Annotated in this window: 13 protein-coding genes; 3 read left to right on the top strand and 10 right to left on the bottom strand. The window is 70.4% G+C overall.

Annotation, left to right across the window (positions count from 1 at the left end; all coding sequences use genetic code 11):
- Positions 1-151 precede the first annotated feature (151 nt).
- Both pruA and ACZ4LX_RS26900 read right to left on the bottom strand, forming a co-directional pair.
- Entirely contained in the window at positions 152-1,783 is a 1,632-nt protein-coding gene (gene pruA, locus ACZ4LX_RS26895) for an L-glutamate gamma-semialdehyde dehydrogenase (protein ID WP_467641101.1), read from the bottom strand.
- Positions 1,784-1,821: 38 nt separating this feature from the next.
- The gene (locus tag ACZ4LX_RS26900; RefSeq protein ID WP_467641104.1) at positions 1,822-2,748 is read right to left on the bottom strand and encodes a proline dehydrogenase family protein; all 927 of its coding nucleotides are present in this window, start codon (positions 2,746-2,748) and stop codon (positions 1,822-1,824) included.
- A gap of 189 nt (positions 2,749-2,937) precedes the next feature.
- On the opposite strand from ACZ4LX_RS26900, the gene ACZ4LX_RS26905 reads away from it, so the two are divergent.
- Entirely contained in the window at positions 2,938-4,080 is a 1,143-nt protein-coding gene (locus ACZ4LX_RS26905; protein ID WP_467641107.1) for a PucR family transcriptional regulator, read from the top strand.
- Positions 4,081-4,168: 88 nt separating this feature from the next.
- Here ACZ4LX_RS26905 and ACZ4LX_RS26910 read toward each other — a convergent pair whose 3' ends face one another.
- On the bottom strand, positions 4,169-4,648 hold the full coding sequence (locus ACZ4LX_RS26910; RefSeq protein WP_467641110.1) for a carboxymuconolactone decarboxylase family protein: 480 nt from the start codon (positions 4,646-4,648) through the stop codon (positions 4,169-4,171).
- Between the two features lie 47 nt (positions 4,649-4,695).
- Between ACZ4LX_RS26910 and pdxR the strand changes: the two genes are divergently transcribed.
- Positions 4,696-6,114: a MocR-like pyridoxine biosynthesis transcription factor PdxR gene (gene pdxR / locus ACZ4LX_RS26915; RefSeq protein WP_467641113.1), complete on the top strand. Its 1,419-nt coding sequence runs from the start codon at positions 4,696-4,698 to the stop codon at positions 6,112-6,114.
- 80 nt (positions 6,115-6,194) lie between these two features.
- Here the strand turns inward: pdxR and ACZ4LX_RS26920 are convergent, their stop codons facing one another.
- On the bottom strand, positions 6,195-6,731 hold the full coding sequence (locus ACZ4LX_RS26920; RefSeq protein WP_467641116.1) for a hypothetical protein: 537 nt from the start codon (positions 6,729-6,731) through the stop codon (positions 6,195-6,197).
- A gap of 130 nt (positions 6,732-6,861) precedes the next feature.
- Positions 6,862-7,608 (bottom strand): AraC family transcriptional regulator, encoded by a 747-nt coding sequence (locus ACZ4LX_RS26925; RefSeq protein ID WP_467641119.1) that lies wholly within the window; start codon positions 7,606-7,608, stop codon positions 6,862-6,864.
- A 51-nt stretch (positions 7,609-7,659) separates the two neighbouring features.
- On the opposite strand from ACZ4LX_RS26925, the gene ACZ4LX_RS26930 reads away from it, so the two are divergent.
- Positions 7,660-8,841, top strand: a complete 1,182-nt coding sequence (locus tag ACZ4LX_RS26930) for an MFS transporter (RefSeq protein WP_467641122.1) — start codon at positions 7,660-7,662, stop codon at positions 8,839-8,841.
- A gap of 155 nt (positions 8,842-8,996) precedes the next feature.
- On the opposite strand, the gene ACZ4LX_RS26935 is transcribed toward ACZ4LX_RS26930, so the two are convergent.
- The 5 genes from ACZ4LX_RS26935 to ACZ4LX_RS26955 form a co-directional block, all read right to left on the bottom strand.
- Complete coding sequence (locus tag ACZ4LX_RS26935; protein WP_467641125.1) at positions 8,997-9,611, bottom strand: TetR/AcrR family transcriptional regulator; 615 nt, start codon at positions 9,609-9,611, stop codon at positions 8,997-8,999.
- Between the two features lie 95 nt (positions 9,612-9,706).
- Positions 9,707-11,299, bottom strand: coding sequence for a phosphoglycerate dehydrogenase (gene serA, locus ACZ4LX_RS26940; RefSeq protein ID WP_467641128.1), 1,593 nt, complete (start codon positions 11,297-11,299; stop codon positions 9,707-9,709).
- Between the two features lie 265 nt (positions 11,300-11,564).
- The gene (ilvC, locus tag ACZ4LX_RS26945; RefSeq protein ID WP_467721294.1) at positions 11,565-12,566 is read right to left on the bottom strand and encodes a ketol-acid reductoisomerase; all 1,002 of its coding nucleotides are present in this window, start codon (positions 12,564-12,566) and stop codon (positions 11,565-11,567) included.
- 107 nt (positions 12,567-12,673) lie between these two features.
- Positions 12,674-13,201 (bottom strand): acetolactate synthase small subunit, encoded by a 528-nt coding sequence (gene ilvN / locus ACZ4LX_RS26950; RefSeq protein ID WP_147971013.1) that lies wholly within the window; start codon positions 13,199-13,201, stop codon positions 12,674-12,676.
- 23 nt (positions 13,202-13,224) lie between these two features.
- A complete protein-coding gene (locus ACZ4LX_RS26955; protein ID WP_467649674.1) occupies positions 13,225-15,081 on the bottom strand; it encodes an acetolactate synthase large subunit in 1,857 nt (618 codons plus the stop codon).
- Between the last annotated feature and the right edge of the window lie 214 nt (positions 15,082-15,295).

The raw sequence follows: 15,295 nt of genomic DNA on the forward strand, positions 1-15,295 counted from the left end.
CAGGGGAACCGGTCGGGAGGCGGAGTTCGGGGCGGGGCGCCGGGAGGGCGGCGCCCCGGTGGGGCATCAGCCCCGGTGGGGCATCAGCCCCGGTGGGGCATCAGCCCCGGTGGGGCATCAGCCCCGGTGGGGCATCAGCCCCGGTGGGGCATCAGCCCTGGTGGGGGTAGGTGTACTCGGTCGGCGGGACCAGCGTCTCCTTGATGGCCCGGGTCAGGGTCCAGCGCTGGAGGTTCTGCGGGGCGCCCGCCTTGTCGTTCGTACCCGAGGCGCGGCCGCCACCGAAGGGCTGCTGGCCGACGACGGCACCGGTCGACTTGTCGTTGATGTAGAAGTTGCCCGCGGCGTACCGCAGCTTCTCCATCGTGTACGCCGCCGCGGCGCGGTCGTTCGCGATGACGGAACCGGTCAGGGCGTAGTCGGAGACCGACTCCATCTGCTCCAGCATCTCGTCGAACTTGTCGTCCTCGTAGACGTGGACGGCGAGGATCGGACCGAAGTACTCGGTCGTGAAGACCTCGTTCTCGGGGTCGCTGCACTCGATGACGGTCGGGCGGACGAAGTAGCCCACCGAGTCGTCGTACGTGCCGCCGGCGATGATCGTGCACGCCGGGTCGGCCGCGGCGCGGTCGATGGCGGCCTTGTTCTTCGCGAACGAGCGGTCGTCGATGACGGCGCCCATGAAGTGCGACAGGTCGGTGACGTCGCCCATGGTGATGGAGTCGACCTCGGCCGCGAACTTCTCCTTGAAACCGGAGTACCAGATGGAGGCCGGGACGTAGGCGCGCGAGGACGCCGAGCACTTCTGGCCCTGGTACTCGAAGGAGCCGCGGGTGAGCGCGGTCTTCAGGACGGCGTGGTCGGCCGACGGGTGGGCGACGACGAAGTCCTTGCCGCCGGTCTCACCGACGAGGCGCGGGTAGGTGCGGTAGTTCGCGATGTTGTTGCCGACCGTCTTCCACAGGTGCTGGAAGGTGGGGGTCGAGCCGGTGAAGTGGATGCCGGCCAGATCGCGGTGGTTCAGGACCACCTCGGAGACGGCGATGCCGTCACCGGTCACCAGGTTGATGACGCCCTTGGGCAGACCGGCCTCCTCCAGGAGCTGCATCAGCAGCACGGCGGCGTGGGTCTGGGTGGGGGACGGCTTCCAGACCACCACGTTGCCCATGAGGGCCGGGGCGGTGGGCAGGTTGGCCGCGATGGCCGAGAAGTTGAACGGCGTGATCGCGTAGACGAAGCCCTCCAGCGGGCGGTGGTCCATGCGGTTCCACACACCCGCGGAGTTCGCCGGGGGCTGCTCGGCCAGGATCTGGCGCGCGTAGTGCACGTTGAAGCGCCAGAAGTCGACGAGCTCACACGGGCAGTCGATCTCGGCCTGCTGGGCGGTCTTGCCCTGGCCGAGCATCGTGGAGGCGGCCAGCGTCTCGCGCCACGGGCCGGAGAGCAGCTCGGCGGCGCGCAGGATGATGGCGGCGCGGTCGTCGAACGACATCGCGCGCCAGGCCGGGGCGGCGGCGAGGGCGGCGTCGACCGCGTCCTGCGCGTCCTGCTCGGTGGCGCCGGCGAACGTACCGATGACGGACTTGTGGTTGTGCGGCTGGACGACGTCGAAACGCTCGCCGCCACCCATCCGCTTCTCCCCGCCGATGGTCATCGGCAGGTCGATCGGGTTCTGGCTGAGCTCCTTGAGCTTCGCCTCCAGGCGGGCGCGCTCCGGGGAGCCCGGGGCGTAGGAGTGGACCGGCTCGTTGACCGGCGCGGGGACCTGGGTCACAGCGTCCATGAGTTCCGTTTCTCCTTAGGTAGAGAGAGGGAGGGGGCTCAGCCCTTGGTGAGGATGGAGCGGCCGAAGAACAGCAGGTTGGCCGGCTTCTCCGCGAGACGTCGCATGAAGTAGCCGTACCAGTCGGTGCCGTACGCGGTGTACACACGCATGCGGTGGCCCTCGGCCGCGAGCCGGATGTGCTCGTCGCTGCGGATGCCGTACAGCATCTGGAACTCGTACTCGTCGAGCTTGCGCCCGGCCTTGCGGCCCAGCTCCTGGGCGATGGCGATCAGGCGCGGGTCGTGGGACCCGATCATCGGGTAGCCCTCGCCCTCCATCAGCGTCTTCAGGATGCGGACGTACGCCTTGTCGATCTCGGCCTTGTCCTGGTACGCCACGGAGGCGGGCTCCTTGTAGGCGCCCTTCACGATGCGCACCCGGCTGCCGGCGCCGGCCAGGCGGCGGGCGTCGTCCTCGGTGCGGAAGAGGTAGGCCTGGATGACGCATCCGGTCTGCGGGTAGTCCTTCCGCAGCTCCTCGTGGATGGCGAACATCGAGTCCAGGGTGGTGTGGTCCTCGGCGTCCAGGGTGACCGTGGTGCCGATCGCGGCGGCGGCCTCGACGACCGGGCGGACGTTGGCGAGGGCCAGCTCGTGACCGTTCTCCAGCGCCTGGCCGAACATGGAGAGCTTGACGGACATCTCCGCCTTCGTTCCCAGGCCGAGGTCCTTGAGGCGGCCGATGAGCTCCAGGTAGGCGTCGCGTGCGGCGGCGGCCTGCTCGGGGGTGGTGATGTCCTCGCCGACCACGTCGAGGGTGACTTCGAGGCCCTTGCCGGTGGCGTCCTCGATGATCGGGACGACGTGCTCGACCGTCTCACCGGCGATGAACCGGTCGACGACCTGCTTCGTGCCCGGGGCTGCCGAGATGAAACGGCGCATCTTGTCGCTGCGGGACGCGGCGAGAATCACGGGACCCAGCACGGGGCACCTCCACGGAAAGTACGAACGAAGGCCGAACCGCCGCACATGCCCGAAAGGGCACATAAGCGGAACAGCACGGAGAACCACCGTGAAATCTAAGGATCTCTCCGATCCTGTGCCATCGACAGCTGTCACGCATCCGTGCCCTGGATCTCAGACATATGTCTGAAGGGGTGCGAGAATGGCCGGGTGAAGGGCGATTACCAGGAGCTGGTCGACGAGATCTCCGCGCTGCTCGGCGTCCCGGCGACGCTGGAGAACCGCGACTTCGGCCTGGTCGCCTTCGGCGCCCACGACAGCGACGACGACACGGCGATGGACCCGGTCCGCACCCGTTCGATCCTGACCCGCCGCTCGACCCCGGCGGTCCGCGCCTGGTTCGAGAACTTCGGCATCACCCGTGCCACGGGCCCCGTCCGCATCCCGGCCGCGCCGGAGGCCGGTGTCTACCGGGACCGGATCTGTCTGCCCGTACGCCATCGGGGTGTCGTGCTCGGTTACGTCTGGCTGCTGGACGCCACCCCGGGGCCGACCGACCAGCAGCTCGAAGCGGCCATGGACGTGGCGGCCCGGATCGGGGCACTGCTCTCCGACGAGGCGCGTGCGGGCACCGATCTGTCCCGGGAGTTCGGCGCGGTCCTCGCGGCGGGGCCCGGCTGGCAGCGCGACATGGCGGTGGCCGCGTTCAGCGAGGCGCTGGGTCCGGACGCGGACGGGCTGCACACCGTGGTGTGTGTGACGCCATGGCCGGACGATCCGCCGTCGGTGCGTACGGTGCCGTCGGCGGCGGCCCTGTCCGCCGCCCCGTTCCCGGGCGGTCCGGGCACCCCGGCACTGGCCGCGCTGGTCCGTCTGCGGTCGCACGACGTCCTGGACCCGGCGCTCACCGCCGCCGACCGGCTGCGCACCACCGGGGGGACGGCCGCCACCGCCGGGATCGCGGTCCCGCGCCGCGGCCTCGCCGAGCTGGCCGGCGCCTGGCACGAGGCATCCGCCGCGGCGCGGGCGGCAGCGGCGGAGACCCGGTTCGGCCCGGTCGCCCAGTGGTCGGCCATCGGCCCGTACCGGCTGCTGACAGCGCTCACCCCGGACACCCTGCCGGACCACACCGTCCGCCCCCTGCTCACCCCGCCGCACCGGGATCTGGCGCACACCGCCGAGGTGTTCCTCGACTGCGCGGGCCAGGCCTCCCGGACCGCCGCCGAACTGGGCGTCCACCGGCAGACGCTGTACTACCGCCTGTCCCGGGTCCAGCAGCTCACCGGCCTCGATCTGAACGACGGCGAGGACCGGCTGCTGCTGCACATGGCGCTCAAGGCGTCCCGCCTCTGAGGCCCTGCGGAACAGCCCCTGCGGAACAGCCCGTGCGAGACAGCCCCTGCGGAACAGCCCGTGCGGAACAGCCCGTGCGGGACAGCCCCTACGCCGCCCGCTCGTCGGTGCCCGCGACTTTGCCGGTGGACAGGGCGATGCGGTTCCACGTGTTGATGGTGAAGATCAGCGCCAGCAGTCCGGCGAGCCGGGTCTCGTCGAACACCGCCGCCGCCTGCGCGTAGACGTCGTCGGGGACTCCGCCGCGGGAGACCAGGGTGACGGCCTCGGTGAGCGCGAGCGCGGCCTGCTCCTCGGCGGTGAAGAAGTGGGCGGCCTCCCGCCACACGGCCACCATGTGCAGCCGCTCCTCGCTCTCCCCCGCCTTACGGGCGTCCTTGGTGTGCATGTGCAGGCAGTACGCACAGCCGTTGAGCTGCGAGGAACGGATCTGCACCAGCTCGACGAGCGCGGGGTCCAGGCCCTGGCGTGCGGCGGCGTCGAAGCCGATGAGGGCCTTGAACGCCTTCGGGGCGGCCTTGGCGAAGTTGATACGAGGAGCGCGGACTGCTGTTCCTTGGTTCGTCATGTCCACTACGTTATGAGCCCCAAAGACCTCGCGTAGAGTGCATTTCCATGCCGGATTCATGGGTCAATTCCGCTGAGCGGATCGGCAGTGACCTGCTTCTCGACCTGGCCGGGCCGGGCAGCCGCCGGGCCGTCCTCATCCGGGCGCTGCGTGACGCCGTACGGGACGGGAGGCTGGCCCCCGGAACCCTGCTGCCGCCCTACCGGTCGCTCGCCGCCGATCTCGGCCTGGCCCGCAACACCGTCGCCGACGCGTACGCCGAACTGGTCGCGGAGGGCTGGCTGACCGCCCGTCAGGGTTCCGGGACCCGGGTCGCCCGGCGCGCCGCCCCCGTGGCGTCCGCCCGGTCACCGAAGAAGGCGCCGCACCGTCCGGGCGGCCCCGTGCACGACCTGCGGCAGGGCAGACCGGACGGCGGTTCGTTTCCGCGCACCGCCTGGCTCGCCGCCTCCCGGCGCGCCCTGAACACGGCACCGAACGACGCCTTCGGACCCGGTGACCCCCAGGGCAGGATCGAACTCCGCCGCGCGCTGACGGACTATCTGGGGCGCTCGCGCGGTGTCCGCACCACACCCGAACGCATCGTGATCTGCTCGGGGTTCGCCCATGCCCTGCGGCTGCTGTCCGGGGGCGGCATCCTGCGCGGTCCGCTGGCCGTGGAGTCGTACGGGCTCGGCTTCCACCGTTCGATCCTGGACGCCGCCTCGGTGCGCACGGTCCCGCTGGCTCTCGACGAGGACGGCGCGCGCGTCGACGAGCTGGCCGGGCTCCCCGGTGTGCGGAGTGTCCTGCTGACTCCGGCTCATCAGTTCCCCACCGGCGGCCCCCTGCGCCCCGAGCGGCGCTCGGCCGTCGTCGACTGGGCGCGCGCCCGGGGCGGGCTGGTCGTGGAGGACGACTACGACGGGGAGTTCCGGTACGACCGGGAACCGGTGGGTGCCGTACAGGGGCTGGACCCGGACCGGGTCCTCTATGCCGGCTCGGTCAGCAAGACCCTCTCACCGGCGGTCCGCCTGGGCTGGATGGTGCTGCCGGAACGGCTCGTCGACCGGGTACTGACCGCCAAGGGTGAGCGGGAGGCCTGGGCCGGCGTGCCGGATCAGCTGACCCTCGCCGAGCTGATCTCCTCGGGTCAGTACGACCGCCATGTCCGCCGGATGCGGCGGAGCTACCGCGACCGCCGTGACCGGCTCGTCGCGGCGCTCGCCGAGCACGCCCCGCACATCACGCCCACCGGCATCGCCGCCGGTCTGCACGCCGTCCTGCGGCTGCCGCCCGGCACCGAGCGCTCCACGGTGAAGGCCGCTGCCTGGCAGGGCCTCGCCCTGGACGGGCTGGACACCTTCCGCCATCCGGCCGCGACGGCTGCGGCCCCGGACGGCCTGGTCGTGGGTTACGCCGCCCCTCCGGACCACGCGTTCACCGCGGCGCTGGACGCGCTCTGCCGGGCGCTGCCTCCGGCGTGAGGCAGCCTGCGGACACGGTCTGCGTAAGCGCCCCGTGCGCCCCGTGGACACGGACTGCGGACACGGTCCGCGTACGCGGCCTACAGCCAGGACGGCGGGTCGGGAGCGACGATCGGGCGGTCGCTGACGACGGCGGCCATGACCAGGGGCGCGTCCCCGTCGCTGCGTCCGACACCCACGCCGACCCACCGGTCCCGCGCGGACACCGGGCCCCACGCGCTCAGGTCTCCGTAACAGTCCTCGTCGAGCAGCGCCCCGAACAGCGGCGGCACCGCTTCCGGTTCCCCGTGCTCCCTGAGGAGCAGTGCCACATGGACCGCCACCGGGTGATGGCCTCCCCAGCGGGCATCCAGCTCCCCGACGAGCGCGGCCAGCCGCGCCTCGGCCACCTCCTCCGCCTCGTCCGGCCCGTCCGGCCCGTCCGGCCCGTCGAGGGGATCGCTCTCCCAGAGCGGGACGATCCGGAAGCCCTGGCCCGTGGTGACGGCCCACTCGCCCGTGACCGGGTCCCCCTCGGCCACCGTCGGACCGCTCGCGGGCAGCGGCGCGGCAAGCAGGTCCTCGATGTCGGCGACGGCCCGTGCGACGTCGAACGTCTCCCCCGCGCGGGCGCTCATCGCCGGCCGCCGTTCCTGCCGGGCTTCGGGATCCGCTTCCTCATCCGCTTGAACTCCTGCCTGAGCCAACGACGTTACCGGGACGACGGTATCGGGAACCGGCGATGCGGGCACGGGCCGAGAAGAGCGGTCAGGCGGTGGGGCGGGTGCCGGGGGTGTGGCCGAACGTGCGGCGGAAGACGTTGATGAAGGTGCTGGCGGACGACCATCCGCAGCGATGGGCGACCGCGGTGACGGAGGTTTCGCCGGCCAGGAGGATCAGCGCGTGGTGGAGCCTGATCTGGGTGCGCCACTGCGGGTAGGTGAGGCCGAGGTGGTCCCGGAGGCGGCGGGACAGTGTGCGAGCGCCGGCGCCGACCTGGCGTCCGAGTTCGGCCAGAGAGCGGTTGTCGGCCGGGTCCGCGCGCAGGATGCCGTGCAGTTCACGGAGCAGGGGATCGGTGGGGGCCGGCAGATGCAGGGGCTGTTCGGAGGAGACGGTGAGCTGGTCGAGCATGACCGCGCGCAGGCGCAAATGGGGCGGGCTGTCGTTGTCGGGGTCCCGGGTATAGGCGACGACGAGTTCACGCAGGAGGGGGCTGACGGCGAGGACGGCGGGTTTGTCCAGGCCCAGGGGGTTGCAGGTGGCGGGCAGGCCGACGAAGTGGAGGTCGAGTTCACCGTGCGCCTGGTGCTGGTGGACGGTGCCGGCGGGGATCCAGAGCGCACGGGTGGCGGGCGCGATCCATGAGCCGGCGTCGGTGGTCACGGCGATGGTGCCCCGGCTGGCATAGGCGATCTGATGGTCGTCGTGTCGGTGCGCGTCGATCTCGCCGCCGGACGCCAGGCGCTGGGTCCGGGTCGGCGCCATGGGTTCGTGGCGAATTTTCTGCATCATCTGTCAATCTATCGAAAGCGCGACACCGGGTGTCTCTCCCAGCATGAAGGGATGCGAAGGAACACATCGATCTCCCTGCTGGCCGTGGGCCACGCCTGCGTCGACATCTACCAGGGCGCCGTCGCGGCGCTGATCCCGTTCTTCGTGGCCGAACGGGACTACACCTACGCCGTCGCCTCCGGCATCGTGCTGGCGGCGTCCCTGCTTTCGTCGGTGGCCCAGCCGGTGTTCGGGGCGCTCACCGACCGGTGGGCGATGCCGTGGCTGCTGCCGGTCAGCACCCTGCTGGGCGGGGTGGGCATCGGGCTCAGCGGCCTGAGCGGCTCGTACGGCCTCACCCTGTTCTTCGTCGCCGTCTCCGGTGTCGGGGTGGCCGCCTACCATCCGGAATCCGCCCGCGTGGCCCGGCTGGCCAGCAACGGCAGTCACAGCGCGATGGGCTGGTTCTCCCTCGGCGGCAACATCGGCTTCGCGCTCGCCCCGCTCATGGTGTCGGCCGCGATCGGACACGGATCCCTGCGCTGGACACCCGTGCTCGTCCTCCCGGCGCTCGCCGGCGTCGCGCTGTGCGTACCCGTGCTGCGGATGCTCGCCCGGCCCGGGCCCGGCGCGTCCGGGACACGGGCGCCCCGGAGCGCGGACGACGTGGCCTCGTTCGTGAAGCTGTCCCTGGCGGTCGTCTTCCGCTCCATCGTCTTCACCGGCCTGAGCACCTTCATCTCCCTCTACGCCCAGCAGCGCATGGGCGGCAGCGCCACCGCGGGGACCCTGGCCCTGTTCCTGCTGTTCCTGGGCGGCGCGGTCGGCTCGGTCCTGGGCGGGAACCTGGCCAACCGCTACGACCGGGTCCGCGTCTCCCGCTGGTCCTACCTGCTCTCCATCGCCGCCGTCACCGGAGTCGTCCACGCACCCGGCCCGGCCATGTTCCTCTTCATCGCCCTCACCTCGGCCGGCCTGTACGTCCCCTTCTCCCTCCAGGTCACTCTCGGCCAGGACTACCTGCCGTCCCGCATCGGCACCGCCAGCGGCGTCACTCTCGGTCTCACCGTCAGCATCGGCGGCCTCGTCAGCCCCTTGCTGGGGCACCTCGCCGACACCACCGGTCTCAGGACAGCGCTCACCCCCCTGATCGCGATGCCCGCCCTGAGCTGGCTCCTCTTCCGCGCCCTGCCCGAACCCACCGCCCCGGGCATCCGGACGCCCACGCCCGCATCCGCCCCGCGGGACGCGTAGTCCCGCACGGACCGGTGAGCACGCGCACGGCCTGCCGGAACATGCTCACACCCCGCCGGGAAACACGCGCACGGCCCGCCAGGAGACGGAGGGCGCCCCCGGGCGAAAGGGGTGCCGCCCGCGGATTCGCCGCCCGCTCCCGCCAGGGTTCCGGGTCAGCCCTCAGTGGATCCGTCCGGAGCCGCGGTGCGCGCCCGCCCCTCCAGTACCGCCTTCAGCCCGTCCGTCAGATCCTGTGCCGAGGGCGCCGATTCGCTGTCCATCAGCCACTGGACCATGACGCCGGCGAGCAGCGCCTGGCAGAAGAGCCCGGCCACGCGTGCCTTCTCGGGATCGGTCTCGGGGTCGATGCCCAGCATGTTCTCGGCGAGGCCTTCGCGGCCCTCACGCTGCGGACCGGCGAGAGACTTCTGCAGTTCGGGGTCCGAGTCGATCCGGGAGATGACCTCCATCTGGAGCTGCCAGACGGCGCGGGTCTGCTCATAGCTGCCGATCACCCGCTCCCAGGTCTCGCGGAACTGGTCGAGCGGGGCCGGGGGCACCGGGACGGCCTCGGCCGCTTCGCCCTCCTTGGTCAGCACGTCCCCCCACTCCTCCGTCACCTTGAGGAAGGCGAGGTTGAGCAGAGCCTCCTTGGAGCCGTAGTGGTAGCCGATGGAGGCGAGGTTCGTTCCCGAGGCCGCCACGATGTCCCGCGCCGTCGTCCGGGCGTACCCCTTCTCCAGCAGGCAGCGCTTGGCGCCTTCGAGCAGATCCTCACGATGTCCCATGACAGCAGCGTACCCGGCACATGGACGTTCGTGTAAGACACACGTCTACATGCCGGGTACGGGCCGGTCCGGGAGCGGTCCCGGGCCGTGGAGAATCAGCCGGTGAGGTTCACCGAGCGGGCCGAGGCCGCGCCGATCTCCGAGGAGATCTCGGTCAGCACCGGCACCGGCACGTCGTCGTCCACGGTGAGGACGACCAGCGCCTCGCCGCCCGCGGCGGCCCGGGAGACCTGCATGCCCGCGATGTTCAGACCGGCCTCGCCGAGGATCTTGCCGACCGCGCCGACGACGCCGGGGCGGTCGTCGTAACGCAGCACGACCATGTGGTCGGCGAGCGCCAGGTCCACGTCGTGGTCGCCGATCGCGACGATCTTCTGGAGGTGCTTGGGGCCCGCCAGGGTGCCGGAGACCGCGATCTCCTCGCCACTGGACAGCGTGCCCCGGACGGTGACCACGTTGCGGTGCTCGGGCGACTCGGAGCTGGTGGTGAGGCGCACCTCGACACCGCGCTCCTGCGCGAACAGCGGAGCGTTCACGTACGAGACGGTCTCGTCGACGACGTCCTCGAACACGCCCTTGAGCGCGGAGAGTTCGAGCACCTTGACGTCGTGCTGGGTGATCTCGCCGTACACCTCGACGTCCAGCCGGGCCGCGACCTCGCCCGCGAGCGCGGTGAAGATCCGGCCGAGCTTCTCGGCGAGCGGCAGTCCGGGGCGGACGTCCTCGGCGATGACGCCGCCCTGGACGTTGACCGCGTCCGGCACGAGCTCACCGGCGAGCGCGAGACGCACCGACTTGGCGACCGCGATGCCGGCCTTCTCCTGGGCCTCGTCCGTGGAGGCGCCGAGGTGCGGGGTGCAGACGACCTGGTCGAACTGGAACAGCGGGGAGTCCGTGCAGGGCTCCTTGGTGTACACGTCGAGACCGGCGCCGGCGACGCGGCCCTCCTTGAGGGCGGAGGCGAGCGCCTCCTCGTCGACGATGCCGCCGCGCGCGGCGTTGACGATGCGCACCGAGGGCTTCACCTTGTGCAGCGCCTCGTCGCCGATCAGGCCGAGCGTCTCCGGGGTCTTGGGGAGGTGCACGGTGATGAAGTCGGAGACCTCCAGCAGCTCGTCCAGCGAGAGGAGCTTGACGCCCATCTGCGCGGCGCGCGCGGGCTGCACGTAGGGGTCGTACGCGACGATCTTCATGCCGAAGGCCGACATGCGCTGGGCGACCAGGACGCCGATGCGGCCGAGGCCGACGACACCGAGGGTCTTCTCGCTCAGCTCGACGCCGGTGTACTTGGAGCGCTTCCACTCGCCGTTCTTGAGGGCGGTGTTGGCCTGGGGGATGTTGCGCGCGGTGGCGACGAGGAGACCGCAGGCGAGCTCGGCGGCGGTGACGATGTTGGAGGTCGGTGCGTTCACGACCATGACGCCGGCCTTGGTGGCGGCGGAGACGTCGACGTTGTCCAGACCGACGCCCGCGCGGGCGACGACCCGAAGCTTCTTGGCGGCGGCGATGGCCTCGGCGTCGACCTTGGTGGCGGAGCGCACCAGGATGGCGTCGACGTCGGCGATCGCGGGGAGGAGCTCGGCGCGGTCCGCGCCGTTGCAGTGCCGGATCTCGAAGTCCGGCCCCAGGGCGTCCACCGTGGCGGGCGACAGCTCTTCAGCGATGAGTACGACAGGTTTCGAGCTCACGTGAGTCCTCACAGATCCAGTGCGGACGGCCGTCCCGACGGCCGCAGGCGGTGGAGGGGCTTGCCGCGTGGAAGACGCACGACACTGTGGGCCTGACGCGTGTATGTGTGGAGAAGTGTAGTCATGCGCGAGGACGCATACTGCGCCCCGTTGGAAGGATCACCCACACGGGGCTGGACGACTTGTACACACGTACGACGCCGCCTCTTCCAGCGGTGAAAACGGCCCCGGGGGCGGACCGTGGTCCGCCCCCGGGGCCAAGGCGTTACGCGTCCTCGTCGTTGACCCAGCTCATGAGCTTGCGCAGCTCACGGCCCGTGGTCTCCAGCAGGTGGTCGCTGTCGGCCTTCTTGTACTCGTTGTACTTGGGCAGACCGTTGTGGTACTCGGCCATCCAGTTCTTGGCGAAGGTGCCGTCCTGGATCTCGGCGAGGACCTTCTTCATCTCGGCCTTGGTGGCGTCCGTGATGATCCGCGGGCCGGTGACGTAGTCGCCCCACTCGGCGGTCTCCGAGATGGACCAGCGCATCTTCTCCAGGCCGCCCTCGTACATGAGGTCCACGATGAGCTTCAGCTCGTGCAGGCACTCGAAGTACGCGATCTCCGGCTGGTAGCCGGCCTCGGTCAGCGTCTCGAAACCGGCCTTGACCAGGGCGGCGGTGCCACCGCAGAGGACGGCCTGCTCACCGAACAGGTCGGTCTCGGTCTCCTCGGTGAAGGTCGTCTTGATGACGCCGGCCCGGGTGCCGCCGATGCCCTTGGCGTACGACAGGGCGAGCTCCAGGCCCTTGCCCGTGGCGTCCTGCTCGACGGCCACGATGCACGGAACGCCGCGGCCCTCCTCGTACTGGCGGCGGACCAGGTGACCCGGGCCCTTCGGGGCGACCATGCAGACGTCGACGTTGGCCGGCGGCTTGATGAAGTCGAAGCGGATGTTCAGGCCGTGGCCGAAGAACAGCGCGTCGCCGTCCTTGAGGTTGTCCTTGACGGACTCCTCGTAGACCTGGGCCTGGATCGGGTCCGGCACCAGGATCATGATGACGTCGGCCTCGGCGGCGGCCTCGGACGGGGTCACCACGCGCAGGCCCTGCTCCTCGGCCTTGGCCTTGGACTTCGAGCCCTCGTGCAGACCGACGCGGACGTCGACACCCGAGTCGCGCAGCGACAGCGCGTGGGCGTGGCCCTGGCTGCCGTAGCCGAGGACCGCGACCTTGCGGCCCTGGATGATGGACAGGTCGGCATCGTCGTCGTAGAACAGCTCGGCCACTGGGTCTTCTCCTTGGTGTGCAGGTGTTGCGTCCCACCGTACGGCGGGGTGCGTCAGTTACGTTTTCGGGTCTCGCCATGCGAGCGGCACGGCGGGCCCGGAATGATCTATGCCGTGCGGTCGAGGGCGCGCAGCGACCGGTCGGTGATCGAGCGCGCGCCACGGCCTATGGCGATGGTGCCGGACTGGACGAGCTCCTTGATGCCGTACTGCTCCAGCATCTTGAGCATCGCCTCCAGCTTGTCGGCGCCGCCGGTCGCCTCGATCGTGACGGCCTCCGGGGAGACGTCCACGGTCTTGGCGCGGAACAGCTGGACGATCTCGACGATCTGGGAGCGGGTCTCGTTGTCGGCGCGGACCTTCACCAGGACGAGCTCACGCTGGATCGCAGCGGCCGGCTCGAGTTCGACGATCTTCAGGACGTTGACCAGCTTGTTGAGCTGCTTGGTCACCTGCTCCAGGGGCAGGTCCTCGACATTCACGACGATGGTGATGCGGGAGATGTCGGGGTGTTCGGTGGTACCGACCGCGAGCGAGTCGATGTTGAAGCCGCGGCGGGAGAACAGGGCGGTGATCCGGGCGAGGACACCGGGCTTGTTCTCGACCAGGACGGAGAGCGTGTGCTTGGTGGACATGGAAGTCGGTCTCTCTCTGTCTCTCAGTCGTCTTCGTTGTCGCCGAAGTCGGGGCGGACGCCGCGCGCTGCCATGACCTCGTCGTTCGAGGTGCCGGCGGCGACCATCGGCCACACCATGGCGTCCTCGTGGACGATGAAGTCGACGACGACCGGGCGGTCGTTGATCGAGTTGGCCTCGGCGATGACCTTGTCCAGGTCGGCCGGGTCCTCGCAGCGGATCGCGTGGCAGCCCATGGCCTCGGACAGCTTGACGAAGTCGGGCACCCGGGTGCCCTTGGCCGCGTTGCCGTCCGTGTCGGCGCCGGAGTGGAGCACGGTGTTGGAGTAGCGCTGGTTGTAGAAGAGGGTCTGCCACTGGCGGACCATCCCGAGTGCGCCGTTGTTGATGATGGCGACCTTGATCGGGATGTTGTTGAGCGCGCAGGTGGTGAGTTCCTGGTTGGTCATCTGGAAGCAGCCGTCGCCGTCGATCGCCCAGACCGTACGGTCCGGCATGCCGGCCTTGGCGCCCATCGCGGCCGGGACCGCGTAGCCCATCGTGCCCGCGCCGCCGGAGTTGAGCCAGGTGGCGGGCTGCTCGTACTGGATGAAGTGCGAGGCCCACATCTGGTGCTGGCCGACGCCCGCGGCGAAGATCGTGTCCGCCGGGGCGAGTTCACCGACGCGCTGGATCACCTGCTGCGGCGAGAGGCTGCCGTCCTGCGGCAGGTCGTAACCGACCGGGTAGGTCTCGCGCCAGCGGTTGAGGTCCTTCCACCAGGCGGCGTAGTCGCCGGTGTTGCCCTCGGTGTGCTCGGCCTGGACCGCCTGGACGAGGTCGGCGATGACCTCGCGGGCGTCACCGACGATCGGCACGTCGGCTGCGCGGTTCTTGCCGATCTCCGCCGGGTCGATGTCGGCGTGGACGATCTTGGCGTACGGGGCGAAGCTGTCCAGCTTGCCGGTGACCCGGTCGTCGAAGCGGGCACCGAGGGCGACGATCAGATCGGCCTTCTGCAGCGCGGTGACGGCGGTGACCGCACCGTGCATACCGGGCATTCCCACGTGCAGCGGGTGGCTGTCGGGGAAGGAGCCGAGCGCCATCAGCGTGGTGGTGACGGGCGCTCCGGTGAGCTCGGCCAGCACCTTGAGTTCGGCGGTGGCCCCGGCCTTCATGACGCCGCCGCCCACGTACAGCACCGGGCGCTTGGCCTGGGTGATGAGCTTGGCGGCCTCGCGGATCTGCTTGGCGTGCGGCTTGGTCACCGGGCGGTAGCCCGGCAGATCCATCACCGGCGGCCAGCTGAAGGTGGTCTTCGCCTGGAGCGCGTCCTTGGCGATGTCGACCAGGACGGGCCCCGGACGGCCGGAGGCGGCGATGTGGAAGGCCTCGGCGATGGTGTGCGGAATGTCCTCGGCCTTGGTGACCAGGAAGTTGTGCTTGGTGACCGGCATCGTGATGCCGCAGATGTCGGCTTCCTGGAAGGCGTCGGTGCCGATGGCGGCGGAGGCCACCTGGCCGGTGATCGCGACGATCGGCACCGAGTCCAGGTACGCGTCGGCGATCGGGGTGACCAGGTTGGTGGCACCGGGGCCGCTCGTCGCCATGCAGACGCCGACCCTGCCGGTGGCCTGCGCGTAGCCGGTGGCCGCGTGGCCGGCGCCCTGCTCGTGGCGGACCAGGACGTGACGGACCCGCTGCGAGTCCATCATCGGGTCGTACGCCGGAAGGATGGCGCCGCCGGGAATGCCGAATACCGTGTCGGCCCCCACCTCCTCGAGGGAGCGGATGAGGGACTGCGCACCCGTGACGTGCTCAACGGTGGCGGACGACGATCCGCCGTTACGGGCCCGCGGCTGGGGATGGTGGGCCCCGGTGGCCTGCTCGGTCATCGGCATTCTCTTCTCGAAGCTGAGGGTTTTTGCGAGTGTTTTGCGATGGTTTGACTGGTGCCGGTGCAACAAAAAACCCCTCGTGCCGTGAGGCAGGCGAGGGGAGCGCGTCGGTGCGGTCTACAGGGTGTCATCGAGGAACCCTGCTTCAGCCGACGCGCTTTCCAAGTACGAGAATTCGGGTGCGCATGGCATTGACCCTCTCTCCGACGCACTCGAC

The organism is Streptomyces sp. NPDC026062, from assembly GCF_055568375.1.

What these genes read in the sequence shown, in the direction of transcription:
- pdxR (WP_467641113.1), top strand. Translation starts at nt 4,696, where the DNA reads ATGCCGGATTCATGGGTCAATTCCGCTGAGCGGATCGGCAGTGACCTG.
- pruA (WP_467641101.1), bottom strand. Translation starts at nt 1,783, where the DNA reads ATGGACGCTGTGACCCAGGTCCCCGCGCCGGTCAACGAGCCGGTCCAC.
- ilvN (WP_147971013.1), bottom strand. Translation starts at nt 13,201, where the DNA reads ATGTCCACCAAGCACACGCTCTCCGTCCTGGTCGAGAACAAGCCCGGT.
- ACZ4LX_RS26920 (WP_467641116.1), bottom strand. Translation starts at nt 6,731, where the DNA reads ATGAGCGCCCGCGCGGGGGAGACGTTCGACGTCGCACGGGCCGTCGCC.
- ACZ4LX_RS26935 (WP_467641125.1), bottom strand. Translation starts at nt 9,611, where the DNA reads ATGGGACATCGTGAGGATCTGCTCGAAGGCGCCAAGCGCTGCCTGCTG.
- ACZ4LX_RS26930 (WP_467641122.1), top strand. Translation starts at nt 7,660, where the DNA reads ATGCGAAGGAACACATCGATCTCCCTGCTGGCCGTGGGCCACGCCTGC.
- ACZ4LX_RS26910 (WP_467641110.1), bottom strand. Translation starts at nt 4,648, where the DNA reads ATGACGAACCAAGGAACAGCAGTCCGCGCTCCTCGTATCAACTTCGCC.
- ACZ4LX_RS26955 (WP_467649674.1), bottom strand. Translation starts at nt 15,081, where the DNA reads ATGCCGATGACCGAGCAGGCCACCGGGGCCCACCATCCCCAGCCGCGG.
- ACZ4LX_RS26925 (WP_467641119.1), bottom strand. Translation starts at nt 7,608, where the DNA reads ATGATGCAGAAAATTCGCCACGAACCCATGGCGCCGACCCGGACCCAG.